This window comes from Streptomyces geranii (assembly GCF_002954775.1).
Lineage (GTDB): Bacteria > Actinomycetota > Actinomycetes > Streptomycetales > Streptomycetaceae > Streptomyces > Streptomyces geranii.
Genome location: NZ_PJME01000066.1, coordinates 1 through 17,512, shown reverse-complemented (window position 1 = coordinate 17,512; position 17,512 = coordinate 1). Strand labels below are relative to the sequence as shown.

Annotated in this window: 14 protein-coding genes and 1 pseudogene; 11 read left to right on the top strand and 4 right to left on the bottom strand. The window is 71.5% G+C overall.

What is annotated here, in order from left to right; translation table 11 throughout:
* Nucleotides 1-13: 13 nt before the first annotated feature.
* From CW359_RS40800 to CW359_RS40785, 4 genes are read right to left on the bottom strand one after another with little or no spacing between them, the layout of a single operon-like run.
* Nucleotides 14-1,300, bottom strand: coding sequence for a beta-ketoacyl synthase N-terminal-like domain-containing protein (locus CW359_RS40800; RefSeq protein ID WP_408647578.1), 1,287 nt, complete (start codon nucleotides 1,298-1,300; stop codon nucleotides 14-16).
* Entirely contained in the window at nucleotides 1,297-2,565 is a 1,269-nt protein-coding gene (locus tag CW359_RS40795; RefSeq protein WP_105975306.1) for a beta-ketoacyl-[acyl-carrier-protein] synthase family protein, read from the bottom strand. Before CW359_RS40795 ends, CW359_RS40800 begins: the two co-directional genes overlap by 4 nt.
* Nucleotides 2,562-3,029 (bottom strand): cupin domain-containing protein, encoded by a 468-nt coding sequence (locus CW359_RS40790; RefSeq protein ID WP_105975305.1) that lies wholly within the window; start codon nucleotides 3,027-3,029, stop codon nucleotides 2,562-2,564. Before CW359_RS40790 ends, CW359_RS40795 begins: the two co-directional genes overlap by 4 nt.
* Before the next feature lie 57 nt (nucleotides 3,030-3,086).
* On the bottom strand, nucleotides 3,087-4,211 hold the full coding sequence (locus CW359_RS40785; protein ID WP_105975304.1) for a SchA/CurD-like domain-containing protein: 1,125 nt from the start codon (nucleotides 4,209-4,211) through the stop codon (nucleotides 3,087-3,089).
* 282 nt (nucleotides 4,212-4,493) lie between these two features.
* Here CW359_RS40785 and CW359_RS40780 point away from each other — a divergent pair, with 282 nt between their 5' ends.
* The 11 genes and pseudogenes from CW359_RS40780 to CW359_RS40735 all read left to right on the top strand — a co-directional run bounded on the left by CW359_RS40780 (nucleotide 4,494) and on the right by CW359_RS40735 (nucleotide 17,456).
* Entirely contained in the window at nucleotides 4,494-6,230 is a 1,737-nt protein-coding gene (locus CW359_RS40780; protein ID WP_105975303.1) for an FAD-dependent oxidoreductase, read from the top strand.
* A 241-nt stretch (nucleotides 6,231-6,471) separates the two neighbouring features.
* Nucleotides 6,472-9,327: an AfsR/SARP family transcriptional regulator gene (locus tag CW359_RS40775; protein WP_232838820.1), complete on the top strand. Its 2,856-nt coding sequence runs from the start codon at nucleotides 6,472-6,474 to the stop codon at nucleotides 9,325-9,327.
* 152 nt (nucleotides 9,328-9,479) lie between these two features.
* Complete coding sequence (locus CW359_RS40770; RefSeq protein WP_105975301.1) at nucleotides 9,480-9,914, top strand: VOC family protein; 435 nt, start codon at nucleotides 9,480-9,482, stop codon at nucleotides 9,912-9,914.
* Nucleotides 9,915-9,950: 36 nt separating this feature from the next.
* A complete protein-coding gene (locus CW359_RS40765) occupies nucleotides 9,951-10,640 on the top strand; it encodes a type 1 glutamine amidotransferase domain-containing protein (protein ID WP_105975300.1) in 690 nt (229 codons plus the stop codon).
* 75 nt (nucleotides 10,641-10,715) lie between these two features.
* Nucleotides 10,716-11,858 (top strand): chitinase, encoded by a 1,143-nt coding sequence (locus CW359_RS40760; protein ID WP_105975299.1) that lies wholly within the window; start codon nucleotides 10,716-10,718, stop codon nucleotides 11,856-11,858.
* Nucleotides 11,859-11,953: 95 nt separating this feature from the next.
* Nucleotides 11,954-13,141: pseudogene (locus CW359_RS40755) on the top strand (alginate lyase family protein); the annotation flags it as partial.
* 18 nt (nucleotides 13,142-13,159) lie between these two features.
* Nucleotides 13,160-13,546: a ricin-type beta-trefoil lectin domain protein gene (locus CW359_RS47740; RefSeq protein ID WP_269805624.1), complete on the top strand. Its 387-nt coding sequence runs from the start codon at nucleotides 13,160-13,162 to the stop codon at nucleotides 13,544-13,546.
* A gap of 46 nt (nucleotides 13,547-13,592) precedes the next feature.
* Nucleotides 13,593-14,018, top strand: coding sequence for a GNAT family N-acetyltransferase (locus tag CW359_RS40750; protein WP_105975297.1), 426 nt, complete (start codon nucleotides 13,593-13,595; stop codon nucleotides 14,016-14,018).
* Between the two features lie 192 nt (nucleotides 14,019-14,210).
* Nucleotides 14,211-15,548, top strand: coding sequence for a hemolysin family protein (locus CW359_RS40745; RefSeq protein ID WP_105975296.1), 1,338 nt, complete (start codon nucleotides 14,211-14,213; stop codon nucleotides 15,546-15,548).
* Nucleotides 15,545-16,591, top strand: coding sequence for a hemolysin family protein (locus CW359_RS40740; protein ID WP_105975295.1), 1,047 nt, complete (start codon nucleotides 15,545-15,547; stop codon nucleotides 16,589-16,591). The genes CW359_RS40745 and CW359_RS40740 overlap by 4 nt, the downstream gene beginning before the upstream one ends.
* Nucleotides 16,592-16,682: 91 nt before the next feature.
* Entirely contained in the window at nucleotides 16,683-17,456 is a 774-nt protein-coding gene (locus CW359_RS40735; RefSeq protein WP_105975294.1) for an SGNH/GDSL hydrolase family protein, read from the top strand.
* The last annotated feature ends 56 nt before the right edge of the window (nucleotides 17,457-17,512 follow it).

Below are 17,512 nucleotides of genomic sequence, written 5' to 3'. Positions count from 1 at the left end.
GTCCCGTCCGGTGCTACCGGGCGGAGTCGTCTTCGCGGCGCACTACCAGCGCCGCGTTGGAACCCATCAGTCCCCGGCTGAGGACCAGGGCCGTGCGCGGCTCGGCGGGGCGAGCGCGGGACATCACCAGGTCGAGGTCGTGGCAGATGTCGTACACGTTGGGAGTGGGCGGGATCAGCCGGTGCTCCATGGCGAACACCGCCGCCGCGATGTCCAGCACGGGCGCCCCGCAGTAGGCCCGCCCGATGCCGGTCTTGGGCGCCGTGACGGGGACCCGGGAGCCGTGCGCCCCGAGGGCGTCGGCGATGGCCCCGGCCTCGGCGCGGTCGGCCTCCGGTACGCCCATCGCGTCGGCGAACACGACGTCGATCTCCTCGGGGGCGCATCCGGCCTCGTCGAGAGCGCCCCTGATGGCCTGCGCGAGCCCCTCCCGGGACCGGTCCCAGCGGGAGGCGCCGGTGAAGGTGGCGGCGTGTCCGGCGACGACGGCCCGGACGGGCGCCCCCCGGTCACGGGCGCGGTGCTCGTCCTCGACGACGAGCATGGCGCCGCCCTCGGCGGGTACGAAGCCGCAGGCGGCCTCGGTGAAGGGGCGGTAGGCGCGGGACGGGTCCTCGACGGTGCTGAGTTCGGCGTAGCCGAGCTGGCAGACCATCGAGTACGGGGCGAGCGGTGCCTCCGCTCCCCCGACGAGCACCGCGCCGGTGCCCCGCCGGACGGCCCGGGCGGCGTGCGCGACGGCGTCCAGACCGCCCGCCTCGTCGCTCGCGACCACCCCGCAGGGGCCCTTGAAGCCGCCCCGGATGGAGATCTGGCCGGTGCTGGCCGCGTAGAACCAGGCGATGGACTGGTACGGGCCCACGTACCGCGGTCCCTGGCCCCACAGCTTCTGCAGCTCGCGCTGCCCGAACTCACCGCCACCCGACCCGGCGGCGGTGACGACGCCGATGTCGAACGGCTCCTCCGGCGCGCCCCGGCCGATGCCGGCGTCGTCGAGGGCGAGGGCGGCGGCGGCCATGGCGAAGTGGCTGAACCGGTCGGTCTGGACGAGGAACCGCTCCTCGATGAGACCGGCCGCGTCGAAGCCCCGTACCTCGCCCGCGACCCGCAGCGGAAGATGGTCGCAGCCCTCGCGGGAGATCGTGTCCAGGACGACGAGGCCCTCGCCGACGGACTTCCAGTAGGAGTCGGCCCGCAGACCGTTGGGGGCGATCACCCCGATCCCGGTGATGGCCGCGCGTGAGCCGCGGGTCCTCCCCCTGCTGTTCACGCCCTTGCTGCTCATGCCCTTGGTGCTCATCGCTTCCTCCCGCCCACCCCGGTCAGCAGTACGGCCGACTGGAAACCGCCGAAGCCGCTGCCGACGGAGAGCACGTTCCTGAGCCTGCGTTCACGCGCGGTGCGCGGCACGTAGTCCAGGTCGCACTCGGGGTCCGGTGTCTCGTAGTTCGCCGTCGGCGGCACGACCTGGTGCTTGACGGCGAGGACGCAGGCGACGACCTCGATCGCGCCGATCGCGCCGAGGGAGTGCCCCACCATGGATTTGATGGAGCTCATGGGGGTGTCGTAGGCGTGCGCGCCCAGGGACCGCTTCACGGCGGCGGTCTCGTGCCGGTCGTTCTGCTTGGTGCCGGAGCCGTGCGCGTTGACGTAGTCGATCAGCGTGGGGTCGAGGCGGGCCTGGTCGAGCGTGGAGTCGATCGCCCGGGCCATCTCCAGTCCCTCGCAGGTCAGACCGGTCATGTGGTAGGCGTTGCCGAAGGTGGCGTAGCCGCCGATCTCGCAGTAGATGTGCGCGCCCCGGGCCCGGGCGTGTTCGTAGTCCTCCAGGACGAGGACCGCCGCGCCCTCGCCCATGACGAAGCCGTTGCGGCGGGCGTCGAAGGGCTTGGAGGCGTGCTCGGGGTCGTCGTTGTTGTCCGAGGTCGCCTTGATGGCGTCGAAGCACGCCATCGTGATCGGTGAGATCGGCGAGTCGGAGGCCCCGGCGATGCAGATGTCGGCGCGGCCCTCCTCGATGGTGTGGAAGGCGTAGCCGACCGCGTCGATCCCGGAGGTGCAGCCGGTGGAGACGGTCTGCACCGGGCCCTGGGCGCCGAACTGCTCGGCGACGGTGGCGGCGAGGGTGCTCGGGCAGAACGCCCGGTGCAGTTCCGGGTCGGCGGCGCGGTGGTCGACGTCCCACCGCTGTCCGCCCGAGCTGACCTGGACGTAGTCGTGTTCCAGGCGGGTGGTGCCGCCGACGGCGCTGCCCAGGGAGACCGCGACCCGCCAGGGGTCCTGGGCGCCGGTGGCGAACCCGGAGTCGCGGACCGCCTCGTCGGCGGCGACCATCGCGAACTGGATGTAGCGGTCCGCGTGCTGGCTGAGCGTCGGGTCGAGTCCGTGGGCGAGGGGGTCGAAGTCGCACTCGGCGGCGATGCGTGAGCGCAGGCCCGCCGGGTCGAACAGCGTGATGCCTCGGGTCGCGGTACGGCCACTGGAGAGGAGGTTCCAGAACGCCGTCGTCCCGGTACCGCCGGGAGCGACCACACCGATGCCGGTGACAGCCACCCGGCGGGTCACCGTATGGCCCCGCTTCGCTCGGACAGCTGTCCGTGGTCCGGCCCGCCGACGGCGAACTCCGTGCCGGGCGAGGCTGTCTCGGTCACCTCGGTGTCGACGTGCCCGAGGCTGGGGCGCGGGGCGAGCGGGCCGAGGTGGAAGACCATCCGGGCCTCGACGTCACCGACGTTGCGGAAGCGGTGGCGTACGTCGATGGGGATCAGGAGTCCCTGGTCGGGCCGCAGGGCGTGGGTCTCGCCGTCCAGGTCGACTTCGAGGGCCCCCGCGACGACGTACACGAACTCCTCGGAGTACGGGTGGTAGTGCTCGCCGATGCGCTCACCGGGCTGGACGATGGCCAGGCCCATGAAGCCGCTGGTGGAACCCACCGTGGCGGGCGTGAGCATGGCCCGCAGGTCGCCGCCGCGTCTGCGGTTCGGTTCGGTCTCGCTCAGGTCCACGATGCATGGGTGCTGCTTGTTCATGGTTGACACCTCCGGGGGTGGCAGGGACGTCGTCCGGGCGGGGAGGGCAGCGGTCCGTCAGGAACGGGCGGAGCTGCGGTCGGTGACGGGCATCATGTCGGCGTGCGACAGGAGGCGGTTGATGTTGCGGTCCGTCTCCAAGGAGCCCTCGACACCGATCGCGGGACCGTCGAGGAGCCGCTCAAGCTCGGCCGCCTTCCCGGGGCCCTTGAGGCCGAGGGAGGAGACGGGGTCGGCGTCGAGTTCGCCGGTGAGGTCGACGAGTCGGACAACGATGTCATCCCGCTGGAAGACGGTGCTTCCGTACACCGGGGAGGTGGGGTCGTCGGCGGCTTCCTCGTCCTGGTGGGCGAGCAGTTTGGCCAGGTCCATGCCCCGGCCTTCCTTCGCCGGGTAGTACAGCGCGTGCCGGCGCAGTCCGGCGGGGGGCTCGGCTCCGGAGACCACGTGGTGGACGGCGGGGAGCGCGGCCCGGGTGAAGAAGACCCGCGCGGAGTCGGGGTCGGACAGGTCCCGGTCCTGCTCCAGGTACGGGTTGATGGCCTCCTCGACCGCCCGCACCTCGGGCTGCCGGGCGACGTGGCGCAGGGCGGCGAGCAGATCGCCCTCGACCTCGACGGCCCGGACGACCCGGTTGCCGTGCATGAAGAGGGAGGTGCGGCGCAGCCGGGTCGTGTCGTCGACCTGGGCCTCGGGCGAGGTGTAGCCGGCAAGGATCTCGGCGACCTTGGACTCGGAGCCCGGCTTGACGGTGAAGGTGAGGGCGTGGCGGGCGACTCCGTCGCCGACGCGGGCCGTGACCTGCATGGCCGCGGAGGCCTGTTCCGGGGTGAGCGGGGCGTTGGGCGTGGTCTCGCGGAGGATGCTGTAGCGCATCGACCGGGTGTCCCGGACGCAGCTGTGCATCGGCCGTACGGTCTCGACGTGCTCCTCGCTGTTCACCCAGGCGAGGAAGGGCGGGGCGCTCTCCCACTCGCTGGTGATGAGCCACTGCGAGGGGTTCTCGATGGACTGGCAGAGCTGGTCACTGAGGTGACCGGGGACGGACGCGACCTGGTTGCGCATGAGTTCGTACGCGTCCAGGAACTGCTGCTGGGCTCCTTCGTACAGGTCGAGCAGCAGGATCACCCGCAGCCTGGAGCCGTCGAACGCTGACTGCGATATGCGTCCCGTGTTGGTCATCCGGCGCACCTCTCCTCTTCGTCGTGGAAGGCCATTCGTGGTGGAAGGCGGTCGTGCTCCGAGGGCGGTCGTGCTGCCTTCGTGGCCGTCGGGGACCGGCCGCCATGAGCCGATAGTTGACGGGAGTTGCGCTGTGCGCGACTTCCACGGGGTCGGGCGAGTGAACCGTGCGCCATCTGGGTGCCCCTGACGGGCGAAACGGTTTCCCGGCCCGCACTGTGCAGGTGCGTCCCCTCGCCGACCCACGTCCCGGCAGACACCGGCAGAAACTGGAGGCAGTCAATGAACCGCACGGAAACGGAAGAGGCCGACGGCGCAGTCGGCCACCGCACACCCGTCCTGATCGTCGGCGGCTCCCTGGTGGGCCTGTCCACCTCCCTGTTCCTCGGGCGTCTCGGCGTCCCGCACACCCTCGTCGAGCGCCACTCGGGCACCTCGATCCACCCCCGTGGGCGCGGCAACAACGTGCGCACCATGGAGCTGTTCCGGGTGGCCGGGGTGGAGCGGCGCATCGAGGAGGCCGCGTCGGTCCTGGCGGACAACCACGGCATCCTGCAGACGCCGGGCCTGGCGGGCGACGTCGGCGAGTGGCTGTTCAAGGAGATCGACCCGGGTGGCGGCCTTGCCCGGTTCAGCCCGAGCGGCTGGTGCCTGTGCAGCCAGAACGACCTGGAGCCGGTGCTGCTGGAGAGCGCGCGGGCGCTGGGCGGGGATCTGCGGTTCTCCACCGAGCTGATGTCGTTCGAGCAGGGCCCGGAGGGAGTGACGGCTCAGGTCAAGAGCCGGGAGACCGGTGAGCACACGACGATCCGGGCGGACTACCTGGTCGCGGCGGACGGTCCGCGCAGCCCCGTCCGCGAGCAGCTCGGCATCGGGCAGAGCGGTCCGGGCGACCTGTTCCACAACGTGAGCATCACCTTCACCTCGCGTCGGCTGGCCAACGTGGTCGGCGACCGGCGGTTCATCGTCTGCTACCTGACCAGCCCCGACGCCGACGGCGCGCTGCTGCCGGTCGACAACCGGGAGCGCTGGGTGTTCCACGCGCCCTGGCACCCCGAACACGGCGAAACCCTGGAGGAGTTCACCGACGAGCGGTGCCGCGAACACATCCGGCGGGCCGTCGGCGTACCGGACCTGGACGTCGAGATCACCGGCCGCGCGCCCTGGCACGCCGCCGAGCGGGTCGCCGAACGGTACGCGGACGGCAGGGTGTTCCTCGCGGGCGACTCGGCCCACGAGATGTCCCCGACCGGCGCGTTCGGCTCCAACACCGGTATCCAGGACGCCCACAACCTCGCCTGGAAGCTGGCCGCCGTGCTGGGCGGCTGGGCGGGTCCCGGGCTGCTGAGGTCGTACGACCTGGAGCGCCGCCCGGTCGCGGAGGCGACGAGCGCCCGGGCCTCGGCACGGTCGGTCGAGCACAGCCACCCCGGGTACACACCGGCGCCCGAAGCGACGGGCCGGCCGGGTGGACCCGGTGGACCCGGTGGAGCTGGCGGTCCCGGTGGACCCGGCGGTCGTCCAGGCGGTCCTGGCGGCAAGCGGGGCGGTGTCCTCAACGTGGCGCTGGGCTACCGCTATCCGGCGGGCGCGGTGGTGGGCGCGGACCCGGCGGTGCCGGTCGTGCCCGAGGGCGTACGGCTGACGGGTGAGCCGGGGAGCCGGGCGCCGCACATGTGGCTGAACCGCGCGGGCACCCGGATCTCGACGCTCGACCTGTACGAGGGCTCGCTGGTCCTGCTCAGCTCGGCGGGCGCCGGCGGCGACTGGCACGGCGCGGCGACGGACGTCGCGCGGGAGCTGGCGGTGCCGCTGGCCTCGTACCGGATCGGCAGTGGTTCCGACGCCGAGCTGTCCTCGGCGAGCGATCTGGAGTGGGCGGAGGTGCACGGCGTCGGCCTGGACGGGGCGGTGCTGGTGCGGCCCGACGGGTTCGTGGCCTGGCGTTCGGAGGGGGCGGCGGCGAATCCGGGGGCGGTGCTGCGGGAGGCCCTCTCGACACTCCTCGACCGAGGCTGACCGTTCGGTTCGTTTCCGTGCGCGAACCCTTCGCGTTCGTGCACGGAAACGGTCACCCGCCTGTGCGGGAGGGCTCTTGACCGTGCCGCCCGTCGTGTGGCGCGTTGCCGTCCATGGGCGGGAGGAAGGCGCACAACCCGGGCGTGCGGTTGCCTTACACTCCGGGAGCCATCCGCTCGGGTGGCCCGGAAACCGGCCGTCGAAGTCGGCTCCGGACGCGCGTTCCCCGAGGAGCAGTCCGGTGGAAGAGCGATTACGGTTCTCGTTGCTGGGGCCGGTGAGAGCGTGGCGCGGCGAGGACGAGATCGAACTCGGTCCGCCCCAGCAACGGGCGCTGCTGGCGGTGCTGCTGCTCGCGGAGGGGGCGCAGGTCCCGGCGGGCGGACTGGTCGACGCGGTGTGGGGGACGCGGGTGCCGGCCTCCGCGCTCGGCATCCTGCGGACGTACGTCCACCGGCTGCGGCAGGCGCTGGAACCCGCCGGGGACACCGCGTCGTCCATGATCCGCTCCACCGGGGACGGCTATCAGCTCCGTACGTCGGCGGCCGAACTGGACCTCCGTACCTTCCGTGAACTGCTCGGCCGGGGTGAGCGGGCGCGACGCGACCGGGACCTCAAGGGCTCGGCGGCCCGGCTGCGGGACGCGCTCGCTCTGTGGCAGGGGACGGCGCTGGCCGGGGTGCGGGGTGAGTACGCGCAGACCCAGCGGCAGCGGCTCGACGAGCTGCGGCTGTCCGCGGAGGCGGCCCGGCTCACCGCCGAACTCGGCCTCGGCGCCCACACGGAGACGGCCGCGGAGCTGACCGGGCTGGTCGCCGAACACCCGCTGGACGAACGGTTCCGGGAGCTGCTGATGCTCGCCCTCTACCGTTCGGGACGGCAGGCGGCGGCCCTCGACACCTACCGTGAGGCGCAGTCGCTGCTCGCGGACGAGCTGGGGGTCGATCCCGGCCCGGCGCTGCAGTCCTTGTACCAGCGCGTGCTGCGAGCCGACACCGGGCTCCTGTCCCCGTCCCCTGACCTCGCCCCGCCCGAGCACGCCCTTCGCGCCGCCCCCGTGCCCGTCCCCGCCCAACTGCCCGCCGATCTGCCGGTGTTCGTGGGCCGGGAAGCCGAGCTTGCCGAAGTGGCCCGACTGCCCTTCGGCGGTGCCGTGGTGATCAGCGCCATCGCGGGCACGGCGGGCGTCGGCAAGACGACCTTCGCGGTGCACTGGGCACGCGGGGCCGCCGACGGCTTCCCGGACGGCCAGCTCTACCTGAACCTGCGCGGCTTCGACCCGGTCGGCCAGCCGGTCCCGCCGGAGCACGCCCTGCGCACCCTGCTGGAGTCCCTGGGCGCCGACCCGCGCGGACTGCCGCAGGGCGTCGACGCGCTCGCGGCCCGCTACCGCACGCTGCTCACGGGCAAGCGCGTACTGGTGCTGCTGGACAACGCCCGCGACGCCGCGCAGGTACGGCCCCTGCTGCCCGGGGAACCCGGCTGCCTGGTCGTCGTCACCAGCCGCAACCGGCTCGCCGGACTGGTCGCCGTGGACGGCGCGCACCCCCTGCACCTCGACGTGCTCTCGGTCGCGGAGTCCCGCGCGCTGCTCGCCCGGCGCCTCGGGCCCGCCCGGATCGCCGCCGAACCCGACGCCGTGGACGAGATCATCGCCCGGTGCGCCCGGCTGCCGCTGGCCCTCGCGGTCACCGCGGCCCGCGTGGCGACCCGGTCCGTCATCCCCCTGGCGGTGATCGCGGCCGAGCTGCGCGAGAACGCCGGCGGCCTCGACGCGTTCCACGACAGCGACACCGCTGCCGATGTGCCCGCCGTCTTCTCCTGGTCCTACCACGCGCTCACCCCCGATGCCGCCCGCCTGTTCCGGCTGCTCGCCCTGCACCCCGGCCCCGACACCTCGCTGCCCGCTGCGGCGAGCCTGGCCGGTCTCCCCCGCCCGCACACCCGGCGGCTGCTGTCCGAACTCGTCCAGGCCCACCTCGTGGACGAGACCACCCCCGGCCGCTACGCCTCCCACGACCTGCTGCGCGCCTACGCCACCGAGCTGAGCGAGAGCGAAGATCCGCCCGAGCAGGTGCGGGCGGCCCGGCAGCGGATACTCGACCACTACCTCCACACCGCCCATGCGGCGGTCGCGCTGACCGACCGTGCGCGCGCGTTGATCTCCCTGCCCCGTCCGGCCGAGGGGGTGCGTGCCGAGGAGTTCGGCGAGGACGCAGGGCAGGCGGCGGCCTGGTTCACCGCGGAGCAGGCGGTGCTGCTCGCGACCGTCGAACAGGCAGCGGGCCGACGGTACGACGTCCACACCTGGCAGTTGGCCTGGGCCTTGGCCAAGCAGCTGCACCTCCAGGGCATGTGGCGGGAGGAAGAGGCCGTGCACCGCACCGCCATGGACGCGGCGCTCCGGCTGGACGACCGGACCGCCCTGGCATACGCCCACCTCGGTCTCGGCACCGCCACGACGGGGCTGGGCCGCTTCGACGAAGCCCGGGTCCATGTCGAGCGGGCCGTCGAGCTGCACGCCGGATCGGGGGACACGAGAGCCTGCGCCGAGAGCTGCCGCGTCCTGACCTGGGTGGCGGAGCAGCAGGGCGATCCGCACGCCGCGCTCGGCGCCGCCCAGCGGTCCCTCGCACTCCTGCGGGCCCATGACGGCCCCGGTGCCGACGACCGCCGCCTGCGGACGGCTACGGCATCCGCGCTCAACTCGGTCGGCTGGTGCCACGTACTGCTCGGACAGCACCGGGAGGGTCTCGACCACTGCGAACAGGCGCTTGCCCTGCACGAGCAACTCGGGGACGACATCCACGCGGCACACACCTGGGACAGCATCGGTCATGCCCACCATCACCTCGGACAGTACGACGAGGCAGTCACCGGCTTCGGCAACGCCCTTGCCCGCTACCGCAGACACGACGGCATGCACTGGTTCGTCTCCGGCACCCTCATGCGCCTCGGGGACACCCATCTGAGCGCCGGCCGCCCGGACGCGGCCCGCGCCGCGTGGGCCGAGGGGCTGGACATCCTGGAGCGGCTCGCCCATGTCGACGCCGAGCAGCTCCGCACCAGACTGCGCCGGCTCGACGATCCGACGTGAACCGACCGGAATCGACCTGAACCGACGGGCGAAACGGATGTCAATCGTCCGTGGAGCGGCCGTCAACAGGCCGTGGACGCCCGGGCGGTTGCGTTGGTGGGGCGGGAGCCGCCACGCGCTCTCCGCTTCACCGACCTCGCAGGAAGGCACACATGAGTGAGTCGACCGCGCCGCCCATCGGCGGGCTGCACCATTTCGCGTTCACCGTCCGGGACCTCGAAGCCAGTGTCGCCTGGTACCGGAAGGTCTTCCAGGCAACGCTCGTGGAAGGCGTCCTGCCGCACTACGGCCGGGAGTGGACCGGGTTCGCCCGACTGGTCATCGAGCCGCGCACCGGCCTTGCCATCGGCCTGCACCACAACGACGGCAACCGGGGCGAGGAGTTCGACGAGGTACGCACCGGCCTCGACCACGTCTCCCTGCGGGTCGAGGGGCGTGAAGGTCTGGAGGCGTGGGCGGACTGGCTGGACAGCATCGGGGTCGCGCACTCCGGCATCCAGAGCAACAAGGAGCCGTTCGTCTTCTCGACGGTCGTCTTCCGGGACATCGACAACATCCAGCTGGAAGTCATGGCCGTCGATGTCTGACGGATGCACGGCCGACGGGACGGAGGGAGCGGGCAGATGAGGATCCTGATCGTACTGACCTCGCACGACCGGCTCGGCGACACCGGACGCAGGACCGGGTTCTGGCTGGAGGAACTGGCCGCGCCCTACTACCACTTCGAGGACGCGGGGTGGGAGATCACCCTGGCGTCCCCGAAGGGCGGACGCCCGCCGCTGGACCCCAAGAGCAACGAGCCGCGCTTCCAGACCGACCAGACCCGCCGGTTCGGGGCCGACGCCCGGGCCGAGGCGCGGCTGGACACGACCGTACGGCTCGACTCGGTGTCCGCCGACGACTTCGGCACCGTCTTCTACCCGGGCGGACACGGCCCGTTGTGGGACCTCGCCGAGGACCCGACGTCGATCGGGCTGATCGAGCGGATCGTCGGGGCGGGCAAACCCCTGGCCCTGGTGTGCCACGCGCCGGGCGCGATGCGTCACTGCGTGAAACCGGACGGCTCTCCGCTGGTGGCGGGCCGACGGCTCACCGGTTTCACCGACGGTGAGGAGGAGGCGATGGGTCTGACGAAGGTCGTGCCCTTCCTCGTGGAGGACGAACTCATCGACAGGGGCGCCGACTTCACCAAGATCGGCGACTTCGAGCCGTACGTCGTGACCGACGGTCTCCTCGCCACCGGCCAGAACCCGGCGTCCTCCGGACCGGCCGCGCTCGAACTGATCCAACTGGCGGACAGGGCAGGCAAGTAGCCCGCCGGCCCACGCCCGCCCAACGACACCACTGCAGCACGACCCCAACACGTCCTCAACAAGGAGTAGTTCGCCATGCCCTTTTCCGCTCTCAGACAACTGCCCGCGAGGCACGGCCTGTTCGGCAGGTCCGCGGTGTTCACCGTGCTCGCCGCGCTGGTCATCGCCCTGTTCGTGACCGCTCCGACCGCCTCGGCGGCCGAGGGGCGGATCACCGGGCTGGCCGGCAAGTGCGTCGACATCGCCGGGGCGAGCAGCGCCAACGGAACCGCCGTACAGCTCTACGACTGCAACGGGACCAACGCCCAGCTCTGGTCGAACCCGGGCGACGGCACCCTCCGCGCGCTCGGCAAGTGCCTCGACGTCGTCGAACACGGCACGGCCGACGGCTCGTCCGTCCAGCTGTGGGACTGCACGGGCGGCGCCAACCAGCAGTGGGTGGTCACCGCGGCGCGCGACATCGTCAACCCCGCGGCCGACAAGTGCCTGGACGTGCGCGGGAACGACTCCACCAACGCCACCCGGCTGCAGATCTGGACCTGCTCCGGCAACCCCAACCAGAAGTGGACGGCGCCCGCGAGCGGCGGTACGACCCCTGCCGGATTCGTGGTCAGCGAGGCCCAGTTCAACCAGATGTTCCCGAACCGGAACAGCTTCTACACCTACAGCGGGCTGGTGCAGGCGCTGAGTTCCTACCCGGGGTTCGCGAAGACCGGCAGTGACACGGTCAGGAAGCAGGAGGCCGCGGCCTTCCTCGCCAACGTCGACCACGAGACCGGTCACCTGGTCTACGTGGTGGAGCAGAACACCGCCAACTACCCGCACTACTGCGACGCAAGCCAGTCGTACGGCTGCCCGGCCGGTCAGGCCGCCTACTACGGGCGCGGTCCCATCCAGCTCAGCTGGAACTTCAACTACAAGGCGGCGGGCGACGCGCTCGGCATCGACCTGCTGGGCAACCCCTGGCTGGTGCAGAACAACGCCGCCGTGGCCTGGCGTACCGGCCTGTGGTTCTGGAACACCTCGACCGGCGCCGGGACGATGACCCCGCACAACGCGATGGTGAACCAGGCGGGCTTCGGCCAGACCATCCGCGCCATCAACGGCGCTCTTGAGTGCGACGGCAGGAACCCCGCGCAGGTGCAGGCCCGGGTGAGCGCGTACCAGAAGTTCACCGGAATCCTCGGGGTCGCCCCGGGCGCCAACCTCTACTGCTGAGGCCCGACTTCCTCGCGCTTGCGCTCACCGTCCTTCGCTTCCTCTCGCCTACTCTCGCCCTCGACAGACGGGAACTCCCCCACATGAGCACGATGCTGAGACGCTGTGCCTTGGCGACGGTCTTGGGACTGCTGTCTCTCTCAGCCACTTCGACGACCACGACCACGGCCTCGGCGGCAGCGCCGAGTGCGCCGACGCCCGTGGCCGAACAGCGGTTCGCTCCGCAGACCTTCGCGCATCCCGGGGTCAACATCACTTCGACGCAACTGGAGTTCGTGCGGACCAAGGTCCAACAGGGCGCCGCTCCCTGGAAGGCCGCCTACGACGACATGGTCGGCGATCCGCTGGCCTCGCTCTCGCGGGTGCCCGCGCCCCGGCCGGTCGTCGACTGCGGAATGGGCAGCGATCCGAACAACGGCTGCACCGACGAACGGCAGGACGCCATCGCCGCGTACACCGACGCGCTGGCCTGGGCCATCAGCGGTGACGAGCGGTACGCCCGGAAGGCGATCCAGATCATGGACGCCTGGTCGGCCACGATCACCAACCACACGGGCCTCAACACCGGAATCCAGACGGCGTGGTCGGCCGCTTCGTGGGTCAAGGCCGCCGAACTCATCAGGTACCAGTACCAGAACTGGCCGAACGCCGGCCGCTTCGCGAACATGCTGCGTTCGGTCTACCTGCCCGTCGTGGTGAACGGCGACGACCGGACCAGCAACTGGGACCTCGTCGAGGCCGAGGCCTCGATCGGGATCGCCGTCTTCACCAATGACGGGGTCACCTTCGACAAGGCCGTCAGCCAGTATCTGGCGCGTGTTCCGGCCTTCGTCTACCTCGCGTCCGACGGGCCGACACCGCACCGGAGCCCGGACGGCGGCTTCAACTGGGAGTCCGCGACGCGGTACATCACCGGGATGGCGCAGGAGACCTGCCGGGACTTCGTGCACACCGGCTACAGCATCGCCTCGATGTCGCACATCGCCGAGACCGCGCTCATGCAGGGCACGGATCTCTATCCGCAGGTCGGTGAGCGGCTCCGGCAGGTTCTCGGGTGGCACGCCACCCAGGAGATCCGCGCGGCTCCGGAACCGGCGAACCTGTGCGGCGACGGACCGCTGGCGCGCGGGCTCGGCCCGGTCACCGAGACTGGGTTCAACGCCCTGCACACACGGCAGGGCATCGCCATGGCCAACACCCAGGCGCTGACCGAGCGCAGCCGCCCGGCCGGCACGAACTACCTGTTCGTGGCCTGGGAGACACTGACCAACGCGAACAACCCCATCGAGCCCGGCACCCAGTTGCCCACCGGGCCGATCACCGGCCTCGGGGGCAAGTGCGTGGACATCGACAGTGCCAACAGCGCGGACAACACCCCGGTTCAGATGTACGACTGCAACGGCACCAACGCCCAGCAGTGGACCGTGGGCGGCGACGGCACACTCCGCGCGCTCGGCAAGTGCCTCGACGTCGCCTCCGCGGGCACGGCGGACGGGACGAAGGTCCAGCTGTTCCAGTGCAACGGCACCGCCGCCCAGGTGTGGCGGCCCGGTAGCGGCGGCACCCTGGTGAACCCGGTGTCGGGCAAGTGCCTGGACGTCACCGACATGTCCACCGCGAACAACGCCCGTCTGCAGATCTGGTCCTGCACCGGCACCACCAACCAGCGGTTCCAGCTGCCGGCCTGACGGAAACGGTTCGCCAGACGGGCGAGCGCTCTGCTTGGCTCGTCGCATGAGCGATCTCCACATCCGCCACGCCACCCCCGCCGACATCGACACCGTGCTCCGGTTCTGGCGCGAGGCCGCCGAGGGAACCAGCATCAGCGACGACCGTGACGGCGTGGCCCGACTGGTCGACCGGGACCCCGAAGCGCTCCTCCTCGCGGAGCGCGACGGGGTCCTTTCGGGTACCGTGATCGCCGGTTTCGACGGCTGGCGCTGCCACCTCTACCGGCTCGCGGTGCATCCGGACCGGCGACGCCAGGGAATCGGCACGGCGCTGCTGGCCGCCGCGGAGGAACGCTTCGTACGACTGGGCGGGCGGCGCGCGGACGCGATGGTGCTGGAGCGCAACGAGAGCGGCCGGCAGGCGTGGCGGGCGGCGGGGTACGGGCGGGAGGAGCAGTGGCGGCGCTGGGTGAAGCCGCTGAGCAGCTGAGCTTCCGAGCCACTTTGCGCATCCTTTACTATTGTCGGAATCATTGCTTCCCCAGGTCCTCCGAAAGTCCTCCGAACTCTTCCAGGAAAGGTGTGAGCGTCCGCCCATGGGCGAGCCTCCCAGTAGCACCAGCAACCCTCGATATCGAGCGATCCTCCCGACCCTGCCCGACCATGGGACGGAGGTGACCCGATGACGGAAGTGCTGCTCCTCCTGGTGGCGGTCCTGCTCTCCCTGGCCTGTGGCGCCTTCGTCGCGGCGGAGTTCTCGCTGACCACGGTCGAGCGCAGCGAGCTGGAACGGGCGGTGGAGCGCGGCGAGCGGGGTGCCGCGAGCGCCCTGAAGGCCGTACGCAACCTCACCTTCCAGCTCTCCGGCGCCCAGCTCGGCATCACGGTCACCAACCTGGTGGTCGGCATGCTCTCCGAGCCGTCGATCGCCGTGCTGATCTCGGGCCCGCTGGAGTCGCTCGGCGTCTCCGCCTCGGCGTCCTCGTCGCTCGCACTGGTGATCGGTACGGCGCTGTCGACCGTGTTCCTGATGGTCGTGGGCGAGTTGGTGCCCAAGAACTGGGCGATCTCCTCACCGCTGGCCGTGGCCAAGCGGGTGGCGACACCGCAGCGCTGGTTCAGCGCGCTGTTCCGGCCGTTCATCACGCACCTGAACAACACGGCCAACCGCATGCTGCGCATGTTCGGCCTGGAGCCCGCCGAGGAGCTGGCCTCCGCGCGCGGTCCCCAGGAACTGGCGGCGCTGGCCCGCCACTCCGCCAAGGAGGGCGCTCTGGAGCCCGACACCGCGGAACTGTTCGTACGGACCCTGAACCTCGCCGACCTGACCGCGGAGAACGTGATGACGCCGCGCGTCCAGGTGGTCGCCCTGGACGCCCAGGCGACCTGCGAGGACGTGGCGAACGCGACCCGGGCGACCGGGCTGTCCCGGTTCCCCGTGTACCGCGGCAACCTCGACTCGGTCGTCGGCGTCGCGCACATCAAGGACTGTCTGGCGGTGCCCGCGGAGCGACGCACCCGGGTACCCGTCTCCGAGCTGATGCGCGAGCCGCTGCTGGTCCCCGAGTCGCTCACGGTCGACCGGCTCCTGGACCGGCTCTCCGGCAAGCGCACGATGGCCGTCGTCATCGACGAGTACGGCGGTACGGCGGGCGTGGCCACGCTGGAGGACATCGTCGAGGAGGTCGTGGGCGAGGTACGGGACGAGCACGACCCGCACGAGACGTCCGACCTGGACCCGGCGGGCGTGGACGACGACGGCCGCGCCCTCTACTCCGCGGACGGCGCCGCCCGCACCGACCAGCTCGCGCGCGTGGGCCTACGACTGCCGGAGGGCCCGTACGAGACGCTGGCGGGCCTCGTGGCGACCGAGCTGGGCCGGATTCCGCAGGCCGGTGACACGGTCGAGGTCGCCGACTGGCGCCTGGACGTGGTGGACGCGTCGGGCCGCAGGGCGGCACGCGTCCTGCTGCACGCACCGCTCCCGCAGAGCGACGAAGAGAACGAGGAGGCGAAGTGACGACCGTCCAGCTGCTGATCGGTCTGGCGACACTGGTCGTCAACGCCTTCTTCGTGGGCGCCGAGTTCGCGCTCATCTCCGTACGCCGCAGCCAGATCGAGCAATACGTAGAAGAAGGTGCTGAAGGCGCCGACGGGGACCGCGCGGACGGCGACCGGCGCGCGAAGAGCGTCCTGTGGGGCCTGGAACACGTGTCCGCGCTGATGGCGGCGGCCCAGCTCGGCATCACGCTGTGCACGCTGATCCTCGGTGTGGTCGCGGAACCGGCCATCGCGCACCTGCTGGAACCGGTGTTCCACGCGGTGGGCGTCCCCGAGAGCGCGGGCCACGCGGTGTCCTTCGTGATCGCCCTCGCCCTGGCCACCTATCTGCACATGCTGCTCGGCGAGATGGTGCCGAAGAACATCGCGCTCGCGGAGCCGGTGCGCAGCGCACTGCTGCTCGGCCCGCCCCTGGTGGCCCTGGCCCGGGCGCTGAAGCCGGTGATCTTCACGATCAACGCGTTCGCGAACACACTCCTGAAGCTGCTGCGCGTCGAGGTGAAGGACGAGGTCACGGCGACCTTCTCCGACGCCGAACTGGCCCGTCTGGTCCGCGACTCCGGCGAGGCGGGCCTGATCGACGCCCGCGCGCGGGAACGCCTCAACGACGCCCTGGAACTGGGCCGCAGGCCGGTACGTGACGTCGTGCTCCCGCTGGAAAGCGTCGTCTACGCGCGCGTGGGCGTCACTCCGGAGGAGCTGGAGCAGTTGTCGGCCGAGTCGGGCTTCTCGCGCTTCCCGGTGGTGGACGAGGAGCGCAGGATCGCCGGCTACCTGCACGTCAAGGACGCCCTGGACGCGACACCCCGGGACCTCGCCTTCCAGGTCCGGGACATGCGGACCATCGCGAGCGTACGGGCGGACACTCCCCTGGACGACGTCCTCACGGCGATGCGGCGCAGCCGTACGCACCTGGCGGCGGTGCAGGGCGAGGACGGGCTGCTCGCGGGGATGGTGACGATGGAGGACGTGCTGCGGGAGCTGTTCGGTCAGCGGGCGTAGCAGCCGGGGAAGGCTTGGGAGAGGCCCACAGGAGACCCTGAAGAGGCCGACCGACCGCCGGGTATGTGTACGGGCTACTATTTCTGTCGCCATGCAGAAGAACCCCTCATACACCAGCCTCGTCGCGGTCGGCGACTCCTTCACCGAGGGCATGTCGGACCGGCTGCCGGACGGTACGTACCGCGGCTGGGCCGACCTCCTCGCGGCCCGGATGGCCGCCCGTACGCCCGGTTTCCGGTACGCGAACCTCGCCGTGCGCGGCAAGCTGATCGGGCAGATCGCCGCCGAGCAGGTGCCGGTGGCGGCGGCCATGCAGCCGGACGTGATCACGCTGGTGGGCGGCCTGAACGACACGCTGCGCCCGAAGTGCGACATGGGAAGGGTGCGTGCCCTCCTGGAGGAGTCGGTGGAGCGCTTGGCCCCCGCCTGCAAGCAACTGGTGCTGATGCGCAGCCCCGGCCGCCAGGGCCCGGTCCTGAAGCGTTTCCAGCCCCGCATGGAGGAACTGTTCGCCTGCGTGGACGACCTCGCGGCCCGGCACGGTGCCGTGGTGGTCGACCTGTACGGTGCTCCGTCGCTCGGCGATCCCCGCATGTGGGACGTGGACCGGCTCCACCTGACCGGCGAGGGCCACCGGAGGGTCGCGGAAGCGGTCTGGCAGACCCTCGGCCACGAGCCCGAGGACCCGGAGTGGCGCACCCCGGCCCCGCCGACGGCGCCGCCCGGCTGGGGCGCGCGCCGGGTGGCGGACGCGAGGTTCGCCCGCCAGTACCTGCTGCCGTGGATCGGGCGGCGGCTGACGGGGCGGTCGTCGGGGGACGGGATGCCACCGAAGCGGGCGGAACTGTCGCGGTACGTCGACTGACGCTTGCTGAACGCGCTCGTCCTCAAACGCCGGACGGGCTGACTACCCAGCCCGTC